This window comes from Pseudomonas sp. MPB26 (genome assembly GCF_046605355.1).
GTDB lineage: Bacteria > Pseudomonadota > Gammaproteobacteria > Pseudomonadales > Pseudomonadaceae > Aquipseudomonas > Aquipseudomonas cedrina.
This window is the reverse complement of the sequence record NZ_CP176793.1, coordinates 3,991,005-4,011,491: the sequence shown is the minus strand read 5'-3', so window position 1 is coordinate 4,011,491 and position 20,487 is coordinate 3,991,005. Positions and strand designations below refer to the sequence as shown.

Genomic DNA, 20,487 nt, shown 5'->3' with positions numbered 1-20,487 from the left:
TTTGCTGTGAGAGCCCTATGAGAAACGACGACCTGGACCTGCGTGCCGACCGCGACGAACTGGACCACTTCACCCCACGCGCGCCGCAAGCCAAGCGCCAGAAAAGCCTGGTGCTGCAAGTGGCGCTGGGGGTGTTTCTGGGTGGGTTGGCACTGTGGCTGGTGCAATTGGGCGCGACGGCGATCATGGCCAAGTTAGCCATGGGCACCCTGCAATTCGGCGGCTGAATCGCAAAAACTGTAGGAGCGAGGGGGACGCCTAGTTCTTGCTCGCGAAGAATGCAAGAGCACTGCGTTTCGCCAGAATGCCCGCATTATCGTTAATGATCTTCGCGAGCAAGCTCGCTCCTACAAAGTCCGCGTTCCTCCAGGAGTTTCACGAAGCTGTTCAAACTCTGCGACACCGTGCCCCGGCGCCAGATCAGCCAAGTGTTCAACACGCGGTAACTGTCGGCCAACGGCCACGCACTCACCGCCGCAAAGCCCGGCATGTTTTCCAGCATGCTGCGCGGCATCAAGGCCAACCCCGCCCCGGCGCTGACACAGGCGAGCATGCCGTGGTATGACTCAATCTCGAAAATCCTGCCAGGCGCCGCGCCATCCTGTGAAAACCAGCGTTCAAAGTGGTGCCGGTACGAGCAGTTCGAGCGAAACGTATAGATATTCTCGCCATTCACGTCCTGCCCACGCGTGATCGGCGCGTGGTGCAGCGGCGCGACCACCACCATTTCCTCCTCGAAAACGGCCAAGCCTTCCAGCGTCGAGTGCAGCACCGGGCCATCGACAAAGGCCGCGGTGAGGCGCCCAGACAGCACACCTTCGATCATCGTGCCAGAAGGCCCGGTACTCAGGTCCAGCTCGACCTTGGTGTGTTTCTGGTTGTACGCCGCCAGCAAGGCTGGAATGCGCACGGCCGCCGTGCTTTCCAGCGAACCGAGGGCGAACGCGCCCTGGGGCTCCTCCCCCGCCACCGTCGCCCGGGCTTCCTGCACCAGGTCGAGGATGCGCCGCGCATAGCCGAGGAAATTCCAGCCCGCCGGTGACAGGCGCAGGCGGCTTTTCTCGCGGATGAACAACTCCACGCCCAGGTCCTGTTCCAGTTGCTTGATGCGCGTGGTCAGGTTCGACGGCACGCGATGAATCAACTGCGCGGCGGCGCTGATGCTGCCTTGCTCGGCAACGGCCTTGAAGATTTCCAGCTGCACCAAATCCAAGTCATTCTCCAATCGTGAATGTGATCGTTCCCACGCTCTGCATGGTAATGCCGCCAGGGACGCTCTGCGTCCCAAAGCCTGCGCACAATTCTCAATTTGAGAACGTGTCATTCAATATTATTCAGTTTCCAGAAAAGATACAGCCCCGTACGCTGGGCCCATCTCAATCATTCAGCCGGACGGTGCCATGAACGCTATTTCTCATCAGACCCACGCCTTGTCGATCAACCCCGCCAATGGCGAAACGGTTGCCAGCTACGCCTACGAAAGCGCGTCGCAACTGGACGCCGCCCTTGACCGTTCCACCCACGCATTCCGCGCCTGGCGCCGCCAGCCGGTCAGTCAGCGCGCCGAGTTGCTGCTGAGCCTGGCCAGTGCCTTGCGTGAGCAGGCCGAAGAAATGGCTCAGACCATCACCCTGGAAATGGGCAAGCCCATCGCCCAGGCCCGTGCCGAAATCGAAAAATGCGCGCAACTGAGCGAGTGGTACGCCGCCCACGGCCCGGCCATGCTCGCGCCGGAGCCGACCCTGGTGGACAACGGCAGCGCCCGCATCGAATACCGCCCGCTGGGCCCGATCCTCGCCGTAATGCCATGGAATTTCCCGGTGTGGCAAGTGCTGCGCGGCGCCGTGCCGACCCTGCTGGCCGGTAACACCTACGTGCTCAAGCATGCGCCGAACGTGATGGGCAGCGCTTACCTGATCCAGCAGGCGTTCCGCAAAGCCGGCTTCGCCGAAGGCCTGTTCGAAGTGATCAACGTGGCCAACGACGGCGTGTCCAAGGCCATTGCCGACCCGCGCATCGCCGCCGTCACCCTGACCGGCAGCGTCCGTGCCGGCATGGCCATCGGTTCCCAGGCCGGCGCCGCGCTGAAAAAATGTGTGTTGGAACTGGGCGGCTCCGATCCATTCATCGTGCTCAACGACGCCGACCTCGACGCCGCCGTGCAAGCGGCATTGATCGGCCGTTTCCAGAACAGTGGCCAGGTCTGCGCAGCCGCCAAGCGCCTGATCATCGAAGCGGGTGTAGTGGAAGCCTTTACCGCCAGATTCCTTGAAGCCAGCCGTGCCCTGGTGATGGGCGACCCGACTTCAGCCGCCACCTACATCGGCCCGATGGCGCGCTTCGACCTGCGCGACGAACTGCACGGCCAGGTCCAGGCTACGCTGGAAGAAGGCGCGACGCTGCTGCTGGGTGGCAACAAAGTGCCCGGCGCCGGCAACTACTACGAGCCTACGGTGCTGGCCAACGTCACCGACCAGATGACCTCGTTCAAACAGGAGCTGTTCGGTCCCGTGGCGTCGATTATCACCGCCCGCGACGCTGACCACGCCGTAGCCCTGGCGAACGACAGCGAGTTCGGCCTCACGGCAAGCATCTTCACCACCGATCCGGCCAAGGCACGCGACATTGCCGATCAGCTGGAAACCGGCGGGATCTTCGTCAACGCCTTCAGCGTTTCCGACCCGCGAGTGGCGTTTGGTGGTGTGAAAAAGAGCGGTTTCGGGCGCGAGCTGTCGCACTTCGGTGTACGCGAATTCTGCAATGCGCAGACCGTGTGGGTGGATCGCAAGTAAGCCAAAAAAGAACTGAAAACACCGGAGATCAATTGTGGGGGCCTCTGTGGCGAGCGGGCTCGCCACAACAAGCCCGCTCGCCACAAGACTCAGCAGCGAATATGCCGCCGGACACACTGGACCAGCCCATCCAGCGCCTGGGACTTCACCGGCGCCAGCACGCAAACGGTATGCGCCCGCTCGCCTTCCGTCACGGTCAAGGTGTAATGCACCTGGCCTGGATTACCGGGAGCGGGCGCCTTACTTTGCGGTAACTGAAAGAAATCCGACGCCTCGATCAGTTGCCGCAACTCCTGCTGGTCGGGTTCCGGTAGCGCATCGAGCTTCAGGGTCCGTGGCTTGGCCAAGCCTGGGAAAAACCCAGGCCCGCCGTTTTCCTTGAGCGAAATTTGCATGGTTGTTCCTCACGTCAGACTGTAATGCCGACCGCTTGCCAACCGTCCTTGACCGCCTTCTGCTCTTCCTTGCCTACGCCGTAGAGTCGACCGGCAATATCGTAGGTGATGCGCGCAAAGCGCAGGAACCCTGAGTTCGGGCGCAGCCGCGCGTCGCGCAAGGCGTCGTACCAGATACGCCCGGCGCGCTCCCAAGCGAACCCGCCCAGTTTCGTCGCCACCTGGTAGAACGCATGGTTGGGAATGCCCGAATTGATGTGCACCCCGCCATTGTCCTCGTAGGTCTGCACAAAATCATCCATGTGCCCAGGCTGAGGGTCCTTGCCCAGCAGCTTGTCGTCAAACGCGGTGCCGGGGGCTTTCATCGAACGCAGGGCAGTGCCCTTGATCTTTTTGGTGAACAGGCCCTTGCCGATCAACCAGTCGGCGTCCTGCGCCGATTGCTGCAACGCATACTGCTTGATCAGTGAACCGAACACATCCGACAGCGACTCGTTCAGCGCCCCGGACTGATTGAAATACATCAGCTTGGCCTCATCCTCGGTGACGCCATGGGCCAATTCATGGCCGATCACGTCGAGGGCGATGGTGAAGCGGTTGAACAGTTGCTCGTCCCCATCGCCGAACACCATCTGGCTGGAATTCCAGAACGCGTTGTTATAGTTCTGGCCAAAATGAACCGTGGCGTCCAACGCCATGCCGGCATCGTCGATGGAGTTGCGGTCGAAGACCTGTTCGAAAAAATCAAAGGTGGCGCCCAGCCCATCATAGGCTTCGTCCACCGCTGCGTCACCGCTGGCGGGCTGCCCTTCGCCACGAACCAGCGTGCCCGGCAGGCTGTCGGTGCCCTCGGCACTGTAGATCGAGCGACGCTTGCCGGCGCCCATCGCCAGCGCCATATGCGCGGGCCCTTTGGCCGGTACCGCGACCATGCGCAAAGAGCGGAACGTGCTGTCCTTGGCGCGGGTACGTAACGCGACGTCGCGTTGGGTTTTATCGCCGTTGCGCGCGATCTGGTCGAGCATGTACGGCGGGATCAGGCAGAAAATCGGATGACGGTGAGGCTGGCGAACACACATGGGCTTGCTCCCTTTGGCATGTGACAACGTCCAAGTAATCGATTCAGGATAGCTTCCCGGGTTCAATACGCCTCATCAATTGTCATTAAGCTATGTTGCAGTCGTGTTTATTCAAGGAGGACTTACCGATGCCAGCACGTAAAGCCAAAATCGATCTTTCCCACCGCCCAAGGCTCGCCGACCTGCACCCGTTGCTCGCGCCCAGCCCTGCCCTGCTGGAGGCCAGGGCGGCGACGCCCCGCGTCACCGCCGCCAAGGACCTCAAGGACCGGCGCGGCTATGCCGAGGATTTCCTCGGCGGCTTCAAGGTGCCCTGGCCCACGGTTGAGCAACGCCTTGCGAGCGATGTACAGACGCAGAAAAACGGCGGCGAACGCCTGGACTACACGCACTTCTCGGTGACGATGTCACGTTCGCGGCGGCTGGCGTTGTATGTGGGCGCCAACATCGATGGCGCGCAGCATGTGGACGTGGCCCGCAGCAACGACACCTGGGCCTACGACGGTCGCCTGCCGATCGACGCACAGGTGGGCGAAGACCTGTACGCCGGCAACGGTCTGGATCGCGGCCACCTGGTACGCCGGCAAGACCCCAATTGGGGCGACGAGGCGAAGACCGCCAACTTCGACACCTTTCATTTCACCAACTGCTCGCCGCAGATGAGCGGGTTCAACCAGAAGACCTGGCTGGAACTGGAGGACTACATCATCGATAACACCCAACGCTGGAAAGCCCGCGCCACCGTGTTCACCGGCCCGGTGTTCGGCGACGACGACCGGGTGTACCGGGGCGTCAAGATCCCCAAGGCGTTCTGGAAAGTCGTCGCTTACCTCAGCGATGATGGCAAGCCCTCCGCCAGCGCCTACATGATTGACCAGAGCCGCGAACTGGGCCAGCTCGACCTGATGTTCGGCCAGCTCAGGACCTACCAGCGCAGCGTGATCCAGATCGAACGCCTGACCGGCATCCGTTTCGCCAACCTGGCCGACTACGACGGCTTCAGCAACGAAGAGCGCGCCACCGGCACGCGAATCGAAGCGCTGATACAGGGCCCGGACGACATTCGTCTCTGACGGGACGCGCCTTGGGCTATTTCGCCAGGCGCTAATCAACTACCATACCGCGCCGGTTCCCAAACGGGACTAATAGGGAATCCGAAGCGCGGTACACCCGCGCCAATCGGAACTGCCCCCGCAACTGTAGGTGCCGAGCCTGCTCCTTGATGCCACTGGACCCCGTCCGGGAAGGCTGGAGCGTGGCGACGACGCATCAGTCAGGAGACCTGCCGGCGCAAGCTCTATCACTAACCGGCGGGGTGTCCGGGAAGGACATTCTTGCCTGCCTGTACCACAGCGCTCGAGCGTCTATTCCAGTACCGTACCTCCCCAGTTCCACGTACGGTTCACCCGGAGATCGCTCCATGCTGCCACGCGTTACCGCCCTGCTCGCCGGCATCGGCTTCTGTGCCCTGGCCCACGCCGCGCCCACCCACTACCCGCTGAGCCTGGAAAACTGCGGCAGCCACCTCAGCTTCCAGCAAGCGCCCGCCCGCAGCGTGACCATCGGCCAGGCAGCTACCGAGATGCTTTACGCCTTGGGCGTGGGCGACAAAGTGGTCGGCACGTCGCTGTGGTTCAACAGCGTGTTGCCGCAGTTCAAGACGCAGAACGACACCATCGAGCGCCTGGCCAACAACGAGCCGAGCTTCGAAGCGGTGATCGCCAAGCGCCCGCAACTGGTGGCTGCCGAGCTGGAATGGGTGGTCGGCGTGCACGGTGTGGTGGGTACGCGCGAGCAATTCCATGAACTGAAGATCCCGACCTACCTGCTGCCTTCCGACTGCGAAGGCAAGGACAACCTGGTGGGCGCCGACGGCACGCGACTGCAGCCGTTTCGCATCGAGACGATTTACAAAAGCATCAGCCAACTGGCGCAGATTTTCGACGTACAGGATCGCGGCCAGCAGTTAAATGACGAACTCAAGGCGCGTCTGGCCAAGTCCATCGCCACCGTGCAAAGCAAAGGCCTCAAGCACGCCAGCGCACTGGTGTGGTTCTCCAGTTCCGAAATGGCCAGCGACCCGTACGTGGCCGGCCATAAAGGCGTTCCCGAATTCATGCTGCAGACGCTGGGCTTGCACAACGTGGTGCAGTCCGATGAAGAGTGGCCCGCCGTCGGCTGGGAAACCATTGCCAAGGCCAACCCGACCTTTCTGGTGATCGCACGCATGGACCGCCGCCGCTACCCTGCTGACGATCATGAAAAGAAACTCGCCTTTTTGCGCAGCGATCCGGTAACGCGCAACATGGACGCGGTGAAGAACAACCGCATCATCATTCTGGACGCCATGGCGCTGCAGGCCAGCATTCGCACGTTCGACGGCCTTGAACAATTGGCGACCGCCATCGACGGCTACGACCTGCCCAAATGATCCGCACCCTACTCGCCCTGGCCTTGCTGCTGATCGCCGTGCTCGCCGGTGTGGCCATTGGCGAAACCGCCATCTCACCGCACGTGGTGCTGCAGGTACTCGCCAACAAACTGTGGGCCGCCGGCTATGTGCTGGACCCCATCGATGAAGGCGTGGTGTGGAACTATCGCCTGACGCGCGCGCTGGTTGCCGCCGCCTGCGGTGCCGGGCTGGCGACGTGCGGGGTGATCCTGCAGTCGTTGTTGCGCAACCCGCTGGCCGATCCGTACCTGCTGGGCATCAGCGCCGGCGCCTCGACCGGCGCGGTGCTGGTGGCGTTGATGGGCGTGGGCGGCGGGCTGGTGTCGTTGTCGGCCGGTGCGTTTGCCGGCGCGATGGCGGCGTTCGCGCTGGTGATTCTGCTCGCGCGCGCCAGCGGTTCCTCCAGCGGCACCGGCCAGATCATCCTCGCCGGCATTGCCGGTTCACAGCTGTTCAATGCGCTCACCGCGTTTCTGATCACCAAGTCCGCCAGTTCCGAACAGGCCCGCGGCATTCTGTTCTGGCTGTTGGGCAACCTCAGCGGCGTGCGCTGGCCCTCGGTGTGGCTGGCGGTGCCGGTGGCGGTCGCAGGGTTGGCGGTGTGCCTGTGGTATCGCCGAGCGCTGGACGCATTTACCTTCGGCAGCGACTCGGCGGCGTCCCTCGGCATTCCCGTGCGGCGCGTGCAGTTCGTGCTGGTGGGCTGCGCGGCCCTGGTGACGGCAGTGATGGTGTCGATTGTCGGCTCCATCGGCTTTGTCGGACTGGTCATTCCCCACGCCGTGCGCCTGTTGCTTGGGACTGGGCACTCGCGGCTGCTGCCGGCCAGTGCGTTGGGCGGCGCGCTGTTTTTGATCGCGGCGGATGTGCTGTCGCGCACTTTGATCAAGGGCCAGGTGATTCCGGTCGGTGTGGTCACGGCACTGGTCGGCGCACCGGTGTTTGCGTTGATCCTGATCGGCCGGAGGAACGCGCGATGACGGTGCTCAGTTGCAGCGGGCTGGGGTTCAAGGTGCGTGAGGTCCAACTATTGCGTGACATACAGCTGGAGGTGCAGTCGGGCGAAACCCTGGGCATCGTCGGCCCGAACGGCTCCGGCAAATCCACCCTGCTTAAATTGCTCGCCGGCTTGCGTACGCCGGCCTGCGGTGAGGTACGGCTGGGCGGTGCGCGGCTGGGCGACTTGTCCCGGCGCGCCATCGCGCAGACACTGGCGGTGGTGGAGCAACAGGCCGACACCGACGATGCCATCCGTGTGTTCGACGCCGTGGCACTGGGGCGCACGCCGTGGCTGTCGGCACTGAGCCCGTGGTCCAGCGAGGACGACGCCATCGTCAACCAGGCCCTGCATGACGTCGACGCCACCCACCTGAGCCAGCGCGCCTGGCGCAGCCTCTCCGGCGGCGAACGCCAGCGCGTGCACATCGCCCGCGCACTGGCGCAACGCCCGCAGATCCTGCTGCTGGATGAGCCGACCAATCATCTGGATATCCAGCATCAACTGGGGATTCTGAAGGGAATACAGGGGTTGCCGGTGACCACCTTGGTGGCGCTGCATGATCTGAACCAGGCGCTGACCTGTGACCGGCTGGCAGTATTGGATCACGGCCGGCTGGTGGCGCTGGGTCAGCCGCTGGAGGTGCTGACGGCGCAGCGGCTGCAGCAGACGTTTGGCGTGCAGGCGCACTACCTCACAGACCCGTTCGATGGAGCGCAGATACTGCGGTTGCGCCCGAACTAAAGCACGATCACGAAAACACCAAAATCCAATGTGGGAGCGGGCTTGCTCGCGAATGCGGTCTACCCGTCATGCATTTATCAACTGACACTCCGCTTTCGCGAGCAAGCCCGCTCCCACATTTGATCGCTGTTGCCTTGATATCTCAGCAGGTGCTGGGCCTTCGTTTACAGCACCTCGATCTCGGTTATCCCCATCACCTGCGCCTGCTGCAGAATTTCCTCCGGCGTCGCATCCGCAGGGGGCAGGATCAGACCATTCTCCGCATCGCCGAAATGCAATTGCAGCAGATGCAATGCCGCCTCATGCACGGGCAACTCGGGTTGCTTGAGTCCGAATGTGTGGGTACGGGGTTCGCCGTTGAACAGGTAATTGAGCGTGTATTCGTGCATGAAAAAATCCTGACGATGGAAATGAGCAGCCTTGTTAGCTGACCAAGTGATCAGTTTTTAAGTTCAATCACCCTACGCTCGGTCGACTCGCCCCGAATAACACCCACGCTTGGCGTTGTGCACATGGAGGTAACTGACCTCTGGATTGGCCAGCATGCGTTCGATCACAGGCTCTACCGAATGCCCCTCTACGACATCCCCATCCAGCATCATCCCGTCCTCGGAAAATGCCCGCAGGGACAGCAGCCGGATACGCATCACGTCAGGCACCTGGTTAATCGCATCATAGGTTTGCGTCGCCCCTTCGCGGATAAAAATCCCATGGGAGGCGCGGTACGGTGAGCGTGCGGGTTGGCTGAGGTGATTGAGCAAAAGCACGCTCTGCCCGACGTCGGCGTCTTTCATCTCTATACGGTCAGGAAAGCCTGGGTAGCTGTCGACGCGGTAACGCTTGATGCCCAGCGCGGCGAGCTCGTCGTCGGGTAAGCCGAAAAAGCGGCGGAATGGGTCGGGGGCAAGACCGGTAATGCGGAAATTCATGATAGGCGCCTGCGTGGGGTGGGTCTCTATAAGGCGGGAACCTGGGCACCTGTGGCTATCCGATTCTTGCGGTCATATCAAGCGCTGACAAACCGCTGTAGTGAGCGGGCTTGTCCCGCGCTGGGTGGCGAAGCCGCCCCAATCGGACCGCCGCAGTGTGTCAGATAGAATTAGGGCGACTGGTTTTGGGGCCGCTTCGCAGCCCAGCGCGGGACAAGCCCGCTCACTACACGTTTATCAGAAGCATCCGCTGCGCTATCCATGTGTGGCTGCAGGCGAGCACACTGGCTGCCATCGCCACCGGAAAATGGATAAACCCATGCGCCGACTCCGGCAACAGATGCGCCTCTGCCTCTGGCCAATGTTCGGAGATCAACAGTGTGTCATCCTTCAACGGATCCAGTTCACCCACAAACATCAACGCCGGCGGCAACCCGCTGAAGTCGCCATACAACGGTGACAACGGCGGCTGTCGACGCTCATCATCGCTCAACCCCGGCGTCAGCATACGCAGCGCCTCGACCATGCCCGGCCCATCCAGCATCAGCGTCTGCGGCCCCGCCGTGCGTACGCTGGGTGTGCCGGTCAGATCGTAGACGCCGTAATACAACACCGCCCCGCTTACCCGTTTGAGCAGTTCGGGCCATTGTTTCAAGGCCAGCAAGGTCGCCGCCGCCAGGTGCCCGCCAGCCGATTCGCCAACAACGAACACCGGAAGGTCGGCGAACTCATCGGCGGTCAGCAACCACCGCGCGGCCGCCAGACAGTCGTCCATCAACCCTTCGACCGGCGTGTCGACCGCCAGCCGATAATCCACCGAGACCACCGTCACATCACATGCGTTGACCATGCCCAGGTTGAGGTCGTCATCCATCTGCGCATTGCCGATCACCCAGCCGCCGCCGTGGATATCCAGCACAACACCTTTGGGCCTGCCGCCCGGCCGCAAGATGCGCACCGGTACTCCGTTCACCCGCTTTATTTCCACCGCAGGTGCGCGCTTGACCTTCTGACTGGCGCGCAACAGCGCCTGGATCAAGCGCGGCGTGACGCGATTGCGGATCTTGAAGCGCGGCAACCAGGCAAGTTTCTGGTTGAAGCGGCGCATTTCGGCCAGTTCGGGCTCACTGGCGGGCCAGGGCGTAAGGGCCATCAACGGTTATTTCGCAGGATCGAGAAATTCAACGCCGCCGCCACACTCAACCACGCCAGGTAAGGGAACAGGATCAAACCGGTGATCAGGTCCAGGCGCACCGCCAACACCACCATCGCCGCCACGGTGAGCCACAGCAAGGCAATAATCACCATCCCCGCGAACAGGCGATGGGCGCCGAAGAACACCGGTGTCCACAGTGTGTTCAAGGCAATCTGCGCCGCCCACAAGGCCAACACGATCTGGCTGCCCGGGATCAGGCTGAGGCGATAACCGGCCCAGGCCAGCAGCAGGTAGATGATCGTCCAGGCCACCGGGAACAGCCAATTGGGCGGGGTGAAGCTAGGCTTGACCAATGATTCATACCAGGCACCCGGCTTGAAGATTATGCCGGTGCTGGCGGCAGCGGCGCAGGCGAGCAGGAAGATAAAAAAGGTCATCGTCAGTCCTTGAGGTGGAGTGGGTAGAAAGCAACGCTCTGCTTGAATGACTCGAACCCGAGCGGAAAAATTCAATGAAGGCCGAAAAATGCCGTCTCTTCTGCGCGTCATCAAAATTGGTTATGGTGCCGGGAAGCCCTCCCACAGCTTAGCCCTCTACCCGAGATCCGACCTTGGCCAACCCGCTCGCCTCCTCCTCCAGCAGCCCTTGGTCGGTGTTCCTTATCTTCCTGCGCCTGGGCCTCACCTCGTTCGGCGGGCCCATCGCCCACTTGGGTTACTTTCGCGCCGAGTTCGTGACCCGGCGGCGCTGGCTCAGCGAACGCAGCTACGCGGACCTCGTCGCGCTGTGCCAATTCTTGCCCGGCCCGGCCAGCAGCCAGGTGGGCATTGCACTGGGCCTGTCCCGCGCGGGCTACGGGGGCGCCGCGGCTGCCTGGGCCGGGTTTACACTACCGTCAGCCATTGCCTTGATCCTGTTCGCCACGGGCCTTTCCCATTACGGCAACGCTATTCCCTCCGGCGTGCTGCACGGTCTTAAAGTCGTGGCCGTGGCGGTGGTAGCCCAGGCCGTTTGGGGCATGGCGCGCAACCTGTGCCGGGGCGTGGCGCGTATCGCGCTGATGCTGATGGCGGCCTGCGCGGCGCTGCTGGAACCGTCCGCCTGGGGCCAGGTCGGGGTCATCGCCCTTGCGGGCCTCGCCGGTCTGCTCCTGTTCAAACCCGCGCCAGGCGCCGAGCATGACGCGCTGCCGATCGCCATCAGCCGCCGCGCAGGCGCCTGGTGGTTGGGGCTGTTTGCGCTGTTGCTGGCGGGCCTGCCGATGCTGGCCGGATGGCTGCCCAACCCCACCCTGGCCTTGGTGGACGCCTTCTACCGCACCGGCTCGCTGGTATTCGGCGGCGGCCATGTGGTGTTGCCGCTGCTGCAAGCGCAAGTCGTGACACCGCAGTGGGTGAGCAGTGATGTATTCGTCGCCGGCTATGGCGCCACGCAAGCCGTGCCGGGCCCGCTGTTCACCTTCGCCGCCTTCCTCGGCGCGTCGATGAATCATGCGCCGACGGGCTGGCTGGGGGGTGTGATTGGCCTGTTGGCGATCTTTGCCCCGTCGTTTCTGCTGGTGATGGGCGCGCTGCCCTTCTGGGCCACCCTGCGCCGCAGCCCACGCACCCAAGCCGCACTGGCCGGGGTCAACGCGGCGGTGGTGGGACTCTTGCTCGCGGCGTTGTACCAGCCGGTGTGGACCAGCGCGATTTTCAGCGTGGCGGACTTCGCCCTGGCGCTGATCGCCCTGGCAGCATTGATGTCAGGCCGGCTGCCGCCCTGGCTGGTCGTGGCCGGCTGCGGCGCAGTGGGAGGGTTACTGGGCTGAACCCGGTTCGATGATCTTCAGCCAAGGCCAACGCGCCTGGTAACTGCGCGCCTTTTGCGCAAACAACGCAGGCTCCGCATGCAGCGGGTTGATGCGTAGCACGCCCTGCGCCACATCCTCCAAGCCATACGGCGCATACAGTTCACCCGTGGCAATCTCCAAGCCGATGCACGTGCCCGCTACCAGATAACGATCGATCCCCTGCTTGGCCGTGTGCAACTGCGGGTAAGGACGGCCAAACCGCTCGCCATACCAGAGGTGAACCCGCGCCTGGTTCTTGATTTCAACGCGGACGCCCAGGTCCTGGAACAGCGTCTCGGCCGCGCGGATCACGGCGTCCTCAGCCTCGTAGGACAGGTCGGTGTCGAAGTAGAAAACATCGTAGTCCTTGACGCCCTGGGCGGCCGGCAGGTTCGACTGATGATTCCATACGGCCTGGAACAGGCAACCCGCCGTGAGAAAGCACTGGTCCACGCCGAGGTCCGGCAAACGCGCGGTGATTTGGGCGTTGATCGGGTTGGCCATGGCCAGATCGAGCAGGGTTTTGACGGTCAATGTCATGGGCATTCCTTGTGCTTTCAGCGGCGTTCGGGCCGCTGAGCCTACACCAACGCCGCGTGCCTTTTACACCGTGGTGTCAACGCTTGTAGTGAGCGGGCTTGTCGAATCGTCGCACCGCCCGCGCTGGGCGGCGAAGCCGCCCCAAACCAGGCAACTCGGTTTTATATGTAAATCGGCGGTGACTGCATTAGGGCGGCTTCGCCACCCAGCGCGGGGCAAGCCCGCTCACTACAAGGGGCCTGGCTGTCAGCCCTTCAACTCACCCGCCCGGTTACTCGCCGCGTCGTCGTAAGCCACATACATCGACTCGGCGATCTGGCTTTTGATGGCTTTGGTGGCTTCCAGGCCGAGCACGAAACCCTCGGCTTTACCGCCGGCGCGGTTGAGTTCTTCGTGGGTGGAAGCGCCGGTGATGGCGTCGAGCAGCTTGAGCGCGTGGGGGCCTACGCCTTTAGGCAGGGAGATTTGGTCGATGGACATTGCAGCACCTTTCAAGAAATGGGGTCGGTAGCGCATGAACCACTGCCGGGGCTGGCATGGTAGACCGGTTGCGGAAGAAAGGGGCCGCTTTGTGCCGAAATAGGCAGCAGGCGCGCGCCTACACGGCTTCGAACAGGCGCTCGCCGCGGGCTTCGGCACATTACTTGCTGCCCTTTCAGCCATCCCCTGGCTGGAAGTCGCCATGTTGCATTCGCACCTCACCACCCTCAATGCGGTCTCTCTGGTTCTCAGCACTTTCGAGGCGCAAGGCTGGCCCGCCGCAACGCTGCTGGCCGGCAGCGGTATCTGCGCGGCGGACTTGAGCCGTGCCGACACGCGCATCGCCACCCATCAGGAGATGCAAGTGTGCGCCAACGCCGTGGCGCTGCAGCGCGATATCGGCCTGAGCGTGGGCCGGCGCATGCATGTTTCGTCCTACGGCATGCTCGGCTATGCCCTGCTCACCAGTGCCACTTTCGGTGACGCTTTGCGCCTGGCCCTGCGCTATCCGGCGCTGCTGGGAACACTGTTCGAGCTGAGCCTTGAGGAGGACGGCGAACAGGTCTGGTTTACCGCCGGCGATTACCGCGAGAACCCGGCGCTCACCGCCTTCAACGTGGAGCTGTGCCTGGCGTCGTTGAAGGTCATCTGCGACGACTTGCTCGGCCACCCGCTGCCGTTGCTGAGCGCGCGGTTCGAGCACGATGCGCCGGATTATCGAGCCCGCTACGCCGAGTGTTTCGACTGCCCGTTACAGTTCCAGGCCACGACCAACGCGTTTGCCTTTGATAAACATTGGCTGGAGCAACCTTTGCCACTGGCAGACGCCGTAACCCATCACGCCATGGCCGAGCGCTGTCGCAAACAGAACACCGAATTTACCGGGCGCGAGGCCTGGCTGGGACGCATCCGCCAGTTGCTGGCGGGGCAGCTGCACGCCGCACCTGGACTGGACGGGCTGGCCGTTCAAATGAACTGCTCGGCGCGCACCCTGCGTCGACATTTGCATGAGCTGGGCTGCAGCTATCAGGAACTGCTCGACGAGCTTCGTTTCGAACGCGCCAAGCAATTGCTGGCCGAAGACCACTGGCCAATCCATCAAATCGCCGAGGCCCTGGGCTTCAGCGAGACCGCAAGCTTCAGGCACGCCTTTGTGCGCTGGAGTGGCGTCGCGCCGAGCCGATATCGCGGGTAATGCCCCATAAAGGGTCGAATTACGGACAAACACTTTGGCCATATCTATCCCCTTTTGGCCGCTCCCGACGTTCTCAAAAACCACGCCTACCGCAAGACTGCATGCACCGATACAGCCTGCGGAGAACAACATGCTGACCATCTACTCCGATGATCACCACCTGCACCACGGCCGCTGTGAACTGATGGACGGGCAACTGATGCCCTGCTTTGAAATGCCCTCGCGTGCCGACCACGTGCTGCAACGGGTCAAGGACCGTCAACTGGGCCCGGTGCAGCCGCCGCGGGACTTCGGTTTGGCACCGCTGCAACGCATCCACAGCCGCGACTATCTGGATTTTTTCCAGGGGGCATGGGCGCGCTGGGCAGAGTTCGGCCAGGACGGCGACCTGCTGCCCTACACCTGGCCCGCGCGTACGCTGCGAGCGGTGTTGCCCACCAGCCTGCATGGCCAGTTAGGCTATTACAGCTTCGACGGCGGCGCACCGATTACCGCCGGCACCTGGCAAGCGGCCTACAGCGCGGCGCAGGTTGCCCTCACCGCCCAGACCGCTGTCCAGCAAGGCGCTCGCAGTGCCTTCGCCCTGTGCCGCCCGCCGGGGCATCATGCCGCCGGTGATCTCATGGGCGGTTATTGCTACCTCAATAATGCCGCCATCGCCGCTCAGGCTTTCCTCGACCAGGGCCACAAAAAGGTCGCGATCCTGGATGTGGATTACCACCATGGCAACGGCACCCAATCGATTTTCTACGAGCGCAACGACGTACTGTTCACCTCGATCCACGGGCACCCGGAAGCGGAGTTTCCGTTTTTCCTGGGGTATGCGGACGAACTGGGGGAAGGCGCCGGGGCAGGCTTCAACTTCAACTACCCGCTGTCGGCAGGCACCGGCTGGCAAGCCTGGAGCGCCGCGCTTGAACAAGCCTGCGCAGAGATCGAGCGCTATGGCGCCGACATCATAGTGGTCTCCCTGGGTGTGGACACGTTCAAGGACGACCCGATTTCGCAATTCAAGCTCGACAGCCCGGACTACCTGGCCATGGGCGCCCGCATCGCCGGCCTGGGCAAAACCACGCTGTTCGTGATGGAAGGCGGCTACGCAGTGGAAGAAATCGGCATCAACGCCGTCAACGTTCTCGAAGGTTTTGAAGGGACAGCCCAATGAACATGCTCAAGTCACTCGTGCTCTGCGCGGCCGTTGCCGGTGGCATGGCCCACGCCGAGGAGAAAACCCTCAAGGTCTATAACTGGTTCGACTACATCACGCCCAAGGCGCTGGAGGACTTCAAGGCGCAGAACCCTGCGATCAAGCTGGTGTATGACATCTTCGATACCAACGAGGCGCTTGAAGCCAAGCTGCTCACCGGCAACGCCGGCTACGACGTGGTGGTGCCGTCCAACGTATTCCTGGCCAAACAGATTGAAGCGGGGGTGTTCCAACCCCTGGACCGCAGCCAGTTGCCGAACTGGAACCACCTTGACCCCAAGCTGATGAAGCTGATCGAGGCCAACGACCCCGGCAATAAATTCGCCGTGCCCTACATGTACGGCACCATTCTGATCGGCTTCAACCCGGACAAGGTCAAGGCCGCGTTGGGGGCCAACGCGCCGGTCGACAGCTGGGACCTGATCTTCAAGGAAGAGAACATCAGCAAGCTCAAACAGTGTGGCGTGGCGCTGCTCGATTCGCCTTCGGAAATCCTGCCATTGGCGTTGCAACACCTGGGCCTGGACCCCAACAGCAGCAACCCCAAGGACTACATCAAGGCCGAGGCGCTGTTGATGAAAATCCGCCCTTATATCACTTACTTCCACTCCTCCAAGTACATGGCCGATATCGCCAACGGCGACATTTGCGTGGCCGTCGGTTACTCCGGCAGCTTTTCCCAGGCCGCCAACCGCGCCAAGGAAGCCAAGAACGGGGTCACCGTGGACATGCGACTGCCCAAGGAAGGCGCGCCGATCTGGTTCGACATGCTTGCCATCCCCAAGGGTGCCAGCAACCCGCAGGACGCCTACACCTTTATCAACTACCTGCTGCAACCGCAGGTGATCGCGCCGATCAGCGATTTTGTCGGTTACCCCAACCCCAACAAGGACGCCACCGACCAGGTTGACCCGTCGATTCGCAACAACCCTAACCTGTACCCGACCGAGGCAGCCATGGCCACGCTCTATACCCTCAAGCCCCTGGGCCGTGATGCCGAACGCGCACGCACGCGGGCCTGGACGAAGATCAAGTCGGGCAGATAAGCACCGGCCCTCTCGCAGCCTCGCCGCGGCTCGACAGCTCTGTAGTGAGCGGGCTTGCCCCGCGCTGGGCCGCGAAGCGGCCCCAAACCAGGCGACGCGGTTTTAATCTGGCCCTCGGCGGTGTCTTTATTGGGGCGGCTTCGCCACCCAGCGCGGGGCAAGCCCGCTCACTACAAGGTTGCGTAGATACCGCTGGGGCAGTGAAACGCTGATGACCCTGCCTCACGCTCAATCCCCCGCCTGCGACAACGGCCTGGCCACGCTCTCCAAGGCCTGGCGCTCCGCTGCCACGCCCCAGATCGCCTGCACCACCGCCGCTACACACATCAACGCGGCCCCGATCAGATAACCGATCAACAAACTCCCGCGCTGCTGCGTCTGGATCAATTGCCCAAACAATGTCGGCCCGATGATCCCGCCCAGCCCGGTGCCGAACGCGTAAAACACCGCAATGGCCAGCGCGCGGATTTCCAGCGGGAACGTCTCCGCCACGGTCAGGTAGGCCGAACTGGCCGCCGCCGAGGCGAAAAAGAAGATCACCATCCACGCCACCGCCTGCTGGGTCACATCGAACCAGCCCTGCTGGAACGCGTAGCCGCTCAGCGCAAGCAACACGCCGGAGATCGCGTAGGTGGCGCTGATCATGACGCGGCGGCCGACCACATCGAACAGCCGCCCCAGCAGCAGCGGGCCGCAGAAGTTGCCGAGGGCCAGCGGCAGGACGTACCAGCCGACTTTCTCGGCGGGCACTTGGTAGAAGTCGGTGAGCACCAGCGCGTAGGTGAAGAAAATGGCGTTGTAGAAAAATGCCTGAGCAGTGAGCAGGGTCATCCCCACCAGGGCGCGGCGGCGGAAGCTGACAAACAGGGTATGGAAAATTTCGCGCAGCGGCGTGTGGTCGCGGGCATGCAGGCGCAAGGTTGGGCTGCTGATGGCGGGCAGGTCGTGGCCTTGGGCGCGCAGGCGGGTTTCGATGCCTTCGACGATACGGCGCGCTTCGTCGTGCTGGCCGTGGATCAGCAGCCAGCGCGGGCTCTCCGGCAGCCATAGGCGCATGATCAGGATGATCAGGCCCAGCGCCGCACCGATGCCGAAGCACAGGCGCCAGCCGAGGTCGCCGCCGACCACGTGCGGGTCGAGCAGCACAATGGCACCGCCGGCGCCGAGTGCCGCACCGAGCCAGAAGGTGCCGTTGATGGTCAGGTCGACCCAGCCGCGATAACGCGCCGGGGTGAATTCCTGGATGGTCGAATTGATCGCGGTGTATTCGCCGCCGATACCCATGCCGGTTAGGAAACGGAACAGCAGAAAGGTTTCCAGGTTGAAGGAAAACGCGGTGGCTGCCGTGGCGCCGATGTAGAGCCACAAGGTAATGAAGAACAACTTGCGCCGGCCCAGGCGGTCGGTGAGCCAGCCAAACACCAAGGCACCGAGTACGGCGCCGGCAATGTAGACCCCGCCGGCCAGGCCGATGTCGAAATTGCTCATCCGCAGGCCTGGGCTGTCTTTCAGCGCGCCGGACACCGAGCCGGCCAGGGTCACCTCCAGACCGTCGAGCAGCCAGGTGATACCCAGCGCAAAGACCAGCAGCGTATGAAATCGGCCCCAGGGCAGCCGGTCCAGACGCGCCGGCAGGTCGGTTTCGAAGACCGCGCCGGGCGTTTGGGTGTGAAGCTGCTGATTGACCATTGCGGCGTCCTCGTCCTATGAAGCGCGTTATGAGTTAGGAGTGGGCGCCGGGATCGGGAGTTCAACGGCTGATTGTCGGCGGCGATTGTTGCTGAGATTGAATTCCGATCCTCTGAACGAAGCGCTTGTGCGCGCAGTCCGAACACCATCACCCCGGCCAAGATCCTGCCCATGCCCCTACACTCCGCTGTCCTCGCAACCTTCTTCGCCCTGGCCGCCAGCACAAGCGCCGCTGCCGAGGAGCCCTTGCGCCTGGAAAACCTGAAACGCTGCGGCGACCTGTTGGAAAACCGCCAGCAGGACTGGTGCCTGGAGGTACGCGGATTGGGAGATGCAATGCCGCAACTGAAACTGGCCGGCAAGTCGCTGCCGTCGGGTGCGCTGCAACGCGACGGCAATCAACTGCGCTTGCGCCTGGACAGCGTGCAGCACCAGAGCGGCCCGCTCTGGCTCGAAGATGGCGCCCGCCGCAGCAACGCGGCCTGGCTGACCCTGCGCAACAGCCATGTAGTCGCGGCCACGCCGGGCGAAGTGGCGAAGAACATGGACGGCCTGACCACCTACGTCGACCTGGTCAGCGTGCTGATCGAAGAGGACCACGACGGTCGCCAGGAAGCCGAGCGCCTGGCCCACAAATACGGGGCCACGGTGGTCGGCAGCATCGAGCCGTTGAACCTGTTCCAACTGCGCCTGCCGGCCAAGGACCTGGTTCAGCGTGATGCCCTGGTACTGCGCCTGGGCAGTGAAACCAGTGTGGATGCGGTGGTGATCGAAGAGTCGGCCGCCGAAGAATCCGAACAAGCCGCGACGCCTCCCAAGGCCCCGAGCAAACCTGCGGCGGATTCTGATGAATGGGCGGCCAATCGTTTTCTCGATGCGGTCACCTACTACCGGCGCCGGCTTCCGGGACGGCACACGCCGATTGTGCCGCAGCCGGTGCGTGTGGGCGTGATCGAGCGCGGTGTGGATTTCGACACGGAGGATTTTGCTGATTACCTGGGCGGCTGTTCGCCCAAGCGCACCTGCGTTTACGCGCGCGACACCCCTGCTCCAGACGGGCATGGCACCACCGTGGCCGGGATTCTTGCGGCGAAGTGGGACGATGGCGGCAACACCGGTTTCCTGCGCGGGCTGGATAAGGCCAGCGGTGGTTTCGATGTGATTGTCGACCGCAATTCCGACGCCGGCATCACGGCCAATATCGCGGCGTCGGTCAACCTGGTGGAGGACGGTGTGCGGGTGCTCAACTGGAGCTGGGGGATTCATCGTGTCGGCGCCAAAGACGTCAACGGCGATGAGGTGGATTCGCTGCTGCGCTCGGGTATCGCCATGAGCGGGTATGAGGAGTTGCTGGAGGAGTTTTTCCTGTGGCTGCGCAAGGAGCATCCGGACGTGATCGTGGTGAACTCCGCGGGCAACGGCTCGGCATTCTCCGGCACGGATGATTACCGGCTGCCCTCCTCCTTTATCACCGATCAACTGCTGGTGGTCGGCGGGCACCAGCGCAGTGAACGCGGCGGGGTTGCCATTGATGACCCGGCTTACGCGGTCACCCGCAGCTCTTCGAACGTGGACATGCGCGTGGACATCACCGCCGCGGCCTGTGCCCATGCGTCTACGCCAAAGGCGGGTGAGGACGGCGCGGTGCATTGCGGCACGTCCTACGCTACGCCGATGGTGGCGGGGTTGCTGGCGGCGATGCTGTCGATCAACCCGCAGCTTCAGCCCGAGCAATTGCGCATGTTGCTGCGCCGCAGCGCCATGAGTATCGGCGACAACAATGACTTTGAACGCAGCGACGCGCAGGACCTGACCGCGCCGATTCTGCCGTCGGAGCGCAATTACCAGCTCAACGACAAGGACATAGGCCGTTCGGCGCGGCTGGACATGCAGAAGGCGTTAGACCTGGCAGTGCAGAGCCGCACGCGAGTGCGGTGAGGCGGGCTTCAGCCGTG

21 protein-coding genes and 1 riboswitch are annotated in these 20,487 nt (G+C 63.0%); of the genes, 11 read left to right on the top strand and 10 right to left on the bottom strand.

Features of this window, described 5'->3' with window-relative positions; genetic code table 11:
- Positions 1–17: 17 nt before the first annotated feature.
- On the top strand, positions 18–227 hold the full coding sequence (locus tag ACLH0H_RS18570; RefSeq protein WP_017847720.1) for a hypothetical protein: 210 nt from the start codon (positions 18–20) through the stop codon (positions 225–227).
- Between the two features lie 92 nt (positions 228–319).
- On the opposite strand, the gene ptrR is transcribed toward ACLH0H_RS18570, so the two are convergent.
- Positions 320–1,213, bottom strand: coding sequence for a putrescine utilization regulator PtrR (gene ptrR, locus ACLH0H_RS18565; protein WP_411379123.1), 894 nt, complete (start codon positions 1,211–1,213; stop codon positions 320–322).
- Positions 1,214–1,400: 187 nt separating this feature from the next.
- On the opposite strand from ptrR, the gene ACLH0H_RS18560 reads away from it, so the two are divergent.
- A complete protein-coding gene (locus tag ACLH0H_RS18560; RefSeq protein WP_411379122.1) occupies positions 1,401–2,792 on the top strand; it encodes an aldehyde dehydrogenase family protein in 1,392 nt (463 codons plus the stop codon).
- A gap of 89 nt (positions 2,793–2,881) precedes the next feature.
- Here the strand turns inward: ACLH0H_RS18560 and ACLH0H_RS18555 are convergent, their stop codons facing one another.
- The gene (locus ACLH0H_RS18555) at positions 2,882–3,187 is read right to left on the bottom strand and encodes a protealysin inhibitor emfourin (protein ID WP_076953501.1); all 306 of its coding nucleotides are present in this window, start codon (positions 3,185–3,187) and stop codon (positions 2,882–2,884) included.
- Positions 3,188–3,201: 14 nt separating this feature from the next.
- Positions 3,202–4,266 (bottom strand): M4 family metallopeptidase, encoded by a 1,065-nt coding sequence (locus ACLH0H_RS18550; RefSeq protein ID WP_411379121.1) that lies wholly within the window; start codon positions 4,264–4,266, stop codon positions 3,202–3,204.
- Between the two features lie 128 nt (positions 4,267–4,394).
- Between ACLH0H_RS18550 and ACLH0H_RS18545 the strand changes: the two genes are divergently transcribed.
- The 4 genes from ACLH0H_RS18545 (at position 4,395) to ACLH0H_RS18530 (ending at position 8,459) form a co-directional block, all read left to right on the top strand.
- Positions 4,395–5,339 carry a DNA/RNA non-specific endonuclease gene (locus ACLH0H_RS18545; protein ID WP_411379120.1) on the top strand — a complete coding sequence of 315 codons (945 nt, stop codon included), beginning with the start codon at positions 4,395–4,397 and terminating at the stop codon, positions 5,337–5,339.
- A gap of 36 nt (positions 5,340–5,375) precedes the next feature.
- A riboswitch (cobalamin riboswitch) is annotated at positions 5,376–5,571 on the top strand.
- A 115-nt stretch (positions 5,572–5,686) separates the two neighbouring features.
- Positions 5,687–6,697 (top strand): ABC transporter substrate-binding protein, encoded by a 1,011-nt coding sequence (locus ACLH0H_RS18540; RefSeq protein ID WP_411379119.1) that lies wholly within the window; start codon positions 5,687–5,689, stop codon positions 6,695–6,697.
- Entirely contained in the window at positions 6,694–7,698 is a 1,005-nt protein-coding gene (locus tag ACLH0H_RS18535) for a FecCD family ABC transporter permease (RefSeq protein WP_411379118.1), read from the top strand. The genes ACLH0H_RS18540 and ACLH0H_RS18535 overlap by 4 nt, the downstream gene beginning before the upstream one ends.
- On the top strand, positions 7,695–8,459 hold the full coding sequence (locus ACLH0H_RS18530) for an ABC transporter ATP-binding protein (RefSeq protein WP_411379117.1): 765 nt from the start codon (positions 7,695–7,697) through the stop codon (positions 8,457–8,459). Before ACLH0H_RS18535 ends, ACLH0H_RS18530 begins: the two co-directional genes overlap by 4 nt.
- A 164-nt stretch (positions 8,460–8,623) precedes the next feature.
- Here the strand turns inward: ACLH0H_RS18530 and ACLH0H_RS18525 are convergent, their stop codons facing one another.
- From ACLH0H_RS18525 to tspO, 4 genes are all read right to left on the bottom strand, one after another.
- Positions 8,624–8,848: a hypothetical protein gene (locus ACLH0H_RS18525; RefSeq protein ID WP_411379116.1), complete on the bottom strand. Its 225-nt coding sequence runs from the start codon at positions 8,846–8,848 to the stop codon at positions 8,624–8,626.
- A 72-nt stretch (positions 8,849–8,920) separates the two neighbouring features.
- The gene (locus ACLH0H_RS18520; RefSeq protein WP_411379115.1) at positions 8,921–9,388 is read right to left on the bottom strand and encodes a DUF1203 domain-containing protein; all 468 of its coding nucleotides are present in this window, start codon (positions 9,386–9,388) and stop codon (positions 8,921–8,923) included.
- A gap of 226 nt (positions 9,389–9,614) precedes the next feature.
- Positions 9,615–10,541: an alpha/beta hydrolase fold domain-containing protein gene (locus ACLH0H_RS18515; RefSeq protein ID WP_411379114.1), complete on the bottom strand. Its 927-nt coding sequence runs from the start codon at positions 10,539–10,541 to the stop codon at positions 9,615–9,617.
- Entirely contained in the window at positions 10,541–10,981 is a 441-nt protein-coding gene (tspO, locus tag ACLH0H_RS18510; RefSeq protein WP_411379113.1) for a tryptophan-rich sensory protein TspO, read from the bottom strand. Before tspO ends, ACLH0H_RS18515 begins: the two co-directional genes overlap by 1 nt.
- Positions 10,982–11,154: 173 nt before the next feature.
- Between tspO and chrA the strand changes: the two genes are divergently transcribed.
- Positions 11,155–12,354 (top strand): chromate efflux transporter, encoded by a 1,200-nt coding sequence (gene chrA / locus ACLH0H_RS18505; RefSeq protein WP_411379112.1) that lies wholly within the window; start codon positions 11,155–11,157, stop codon positions 12,352–12,354.
- Here chrA and ACLH0H_RS18500 read toward each other — a convergent pair.
- Complete coding sequence (locus tag ACLH0H_RS18500) at positions 12,343–12,915, bottom strand: nucleotidyltransferase family protein (RefSeq protein WP_411379111.1); 573 nt, start codon at positions 12,913–12,915, stop codon at positions 12,343–12,345. The two genes, chrA and ACLH0H_RS18500, sit on opposite strands and share 12 nt — an antisense overlap.
- 246 nt (positions 12,916–13,161) lie before the next feature.
- Entirely contained in the window at positions 13,162–13,395 is a 234-nt protein-coding gene (locus tag ACLH0H_RS18495; RefSeq protein WP_411379110.1) for a hypothetical protein, read from the bottom strand.
- 202 nt (positions 13,396–13,597) lie between these two features.
- Between ACLH0H_RS18495 and ACLH0H_RS18490 the strand changes: the two genes are divergently transcribed.
- The 3 genes from ACLH0H_RS18490 to ACLH0H_RS18480 all read left to right on the top strand — a co-directional run bounded on the left by ACLH0H_RS18490 (position 13,598) and on the right by ACLH0H_RS18480 (position 16,843).
- Complete coding sequence (locus tag ACLH0H_RS18490) at positions 13,598–14,590, top strand: AraC family transcriptional regulator (RefSeq protein WP_411379109.1); 993 nt, start codon at positions 13,598–13,600, stop codon at positions 14,588–14,590.
- Between the two features lie 130 nt (positions 14,591–14,720).
- Entirely contained in the window at positions 14,721–15,755 is a 1,035-nt protein-coding gene (locus ACLH0H_RS18485) for a histone deacetylase family protein (protein ID WP_411379108.1), read from the top strand.
- Positions 15,752–16,843 (top strand): polyamine ABC transporter substrate-binding protein, encoded by a 1,092-nt coding sequence (locus ACLH0H_RS18480; protein ID WP_411379107.1) that lies wholly within the window; start codon positions 15,752–15,754, stop codon positions 16,841–16,843. The genes ACLH0H_RS18485 and ACLH0H_RS18480 overlap by 4 nt, the downstream gene beginning before the upstream one ends.
- Positions 16,844–17,071: 228 nt before the next feature.
- Here ACLH0H_RS18480 and ACLH0H_RS18475 read toward each other — a convergent pair whose 3' ends face one another.
- Positions 17,072–18,532, bottom strand: coding sequence for an MFS transporter (locus ACLH0H_RS18475; protein WP_411379106.1), 1,461 nt, complete (start codon positions 18,530–18,532; stop codon positions 17,072–17,074).
- A 171-nt stretch (positions 18,533–18,703) separates the two neighbouring features.
- Here ACLH0H_RS18475 and ACLH0H_RS18470 point away from each other — a divergent pair, with 171 nt between their 5' ends.
- Positions 18,704–20,470, top strand: a complete 1,767-nt coding sequence (locus ACLH0H_RS18470) for a S8/S53 family peptidase (RefSeq protein ID WP_411379105.1) — start codon at positions 18,704–18,706, stop codon at positions 20,468–20,470.
- The last annotated feature ends 17 nt before the right edge of the window (positions 20,471–20,487 follow it).

Excerpts from the sequence above, each read along its gene's own strand:
- ACLH0H_RS18480 (WP_411379107.1), top strand. The coding sequence starts at position 15,752 with ATGAACATGCTCAAGTCACTCGTGCTCTGCGCGGCCGTTGCCGGTGGC.
- ACLH0H_RS18570 (WP_017847720.1), top strand. The coding sequence starts at position 18 with ATGAGAAACGACGACCTGGACCTGCGTGCCGACCGCGACGAACTGGAC.
- ACLH0H_RS18535 (WP_411379118.1), top strand. The coding sequence starts at position 6,694 with ATGATCCGCACCCTACTCGCCCTGGCCTTGCTGCTGATCGCCGTGCTC.
- ACLH0H_RS18475 (WP_411379106.1), bottom strand. The coding sequence starts at position 18,532 with ATGGTCAATCAGCAGCTTCACACCCAAACGCCCGGCGCGGTCTTCGAA.
- ACLH0H_RS18500 (WP_411379111.1), bottom strand. The coding sequence starts at position 12,915 with ATGACATTGACCGTCAAAACCCTGCTCGATCTGGCCATGGCCAACCCG.
- ACLH0H_RS18530 (WP_411379117.1), top strand. The coding sequence starts at position 7,695 with ATGACGGTGCTCAGTTGCAGCGGGCTGGGGTTCAAGGTGCGTGAGGTC.
- ACLH0H_RS18495 (WP_411379110.1), bottom strand. The coding sequence starts at position 13,395 with ATGTCCATCGACCAAATCTCCCTGCCTAAAGGCGTAGGCCCCCACGCG.
- ACLH0H_RS18515 (WP_411379114.1), bottom strand. The coding sequence starts at position 10,541 with ATGGCCCTTACGCCCTGGCCCGCCAGTGAGCCCGAACTGGCCGAAATG.
- ACLH0H_RS18540 (WP_411379119.1), top strand. The coding sequence starts at position 5,687 with ATGCTGCCACGCGTTACCGCCCTGCTCGCCGGCATCGGCTTCTGTGCC.
- ACLH0H_RS18560 (WP_411379122.1), top strand. The coding sequence starts at position 1,401 with ATGAACGCTATTTCTCATCAGACCCACGCCTTGTCGATCAACCCCGCC.
- ACLH0H_RS18520 (WP_411379115.1), bottom strand. The coding sequence starts at position 9,388 with ATGAATTTCCGCATTACCGGTCTTGCCCCCGACCCATTCCGCCGCTTT.
- ACLH0H_RS18545 (WP_411379120.1), top strand. The coding sequence starts at position 4,395 with ATGCCAGCACGTAAAGCCAAAATCGATCTTTCCCACCGCCCAAGGCTC.
- ACLH0H_RS18550 (WP_411379121.1), bottom strand. The coding sequence starts at position 4,266 with ATGTGTGTTCGCCAGCCTCACCGTCATCCGATTTTCTGCCTGATCCCG.
- tspO (WP_411379113.1), bottom strand. The coding sequence starts at position 10,981 with ATGACCTTTTTTATCTTCCTGCTCGCCTGCGCCGCTGCCGCCAGCACC.
- ACLH0H_RS18490 (WP_411379109.1), top strand. The coding sequence starts at position 13,598 with ATGTTGCATTCGCACCTCACCACCCTCAATGCGGTCTCTCTGGTTCTC.
- ACLH0H_RS18485 (WP_411379108.1), top strand. The coding sequence starts at position 14,721 with ATGCTGACCATCTACTCCGATGATCACCACCTGCACCACGGCCGCTGT.
- ACLH0H_RS18525 (WP_411379116.1), bottom strand. The coding sequence starts at position 8,848 with ATGCACGAATACACGCTCAATTACCTGTTCAACGGCGAACCCCGTACC.
- ACLH0H_RS18470 (WP_411379105.1), top strand. The coding sequence starts at position 18,704 with ATGCCCCTACACTCCGCTGTCCTCGCAACCTTCTTCGCCCTGGCCGCC.
- ACLH0H_RS18555 (WP_076953501.1), bottom strand. The coding sequence starts at position 3,187 with ATGCAAATTTCGCTCAAGGAAAACGGCGGGCCTGGGTTTTTCCCAGGC.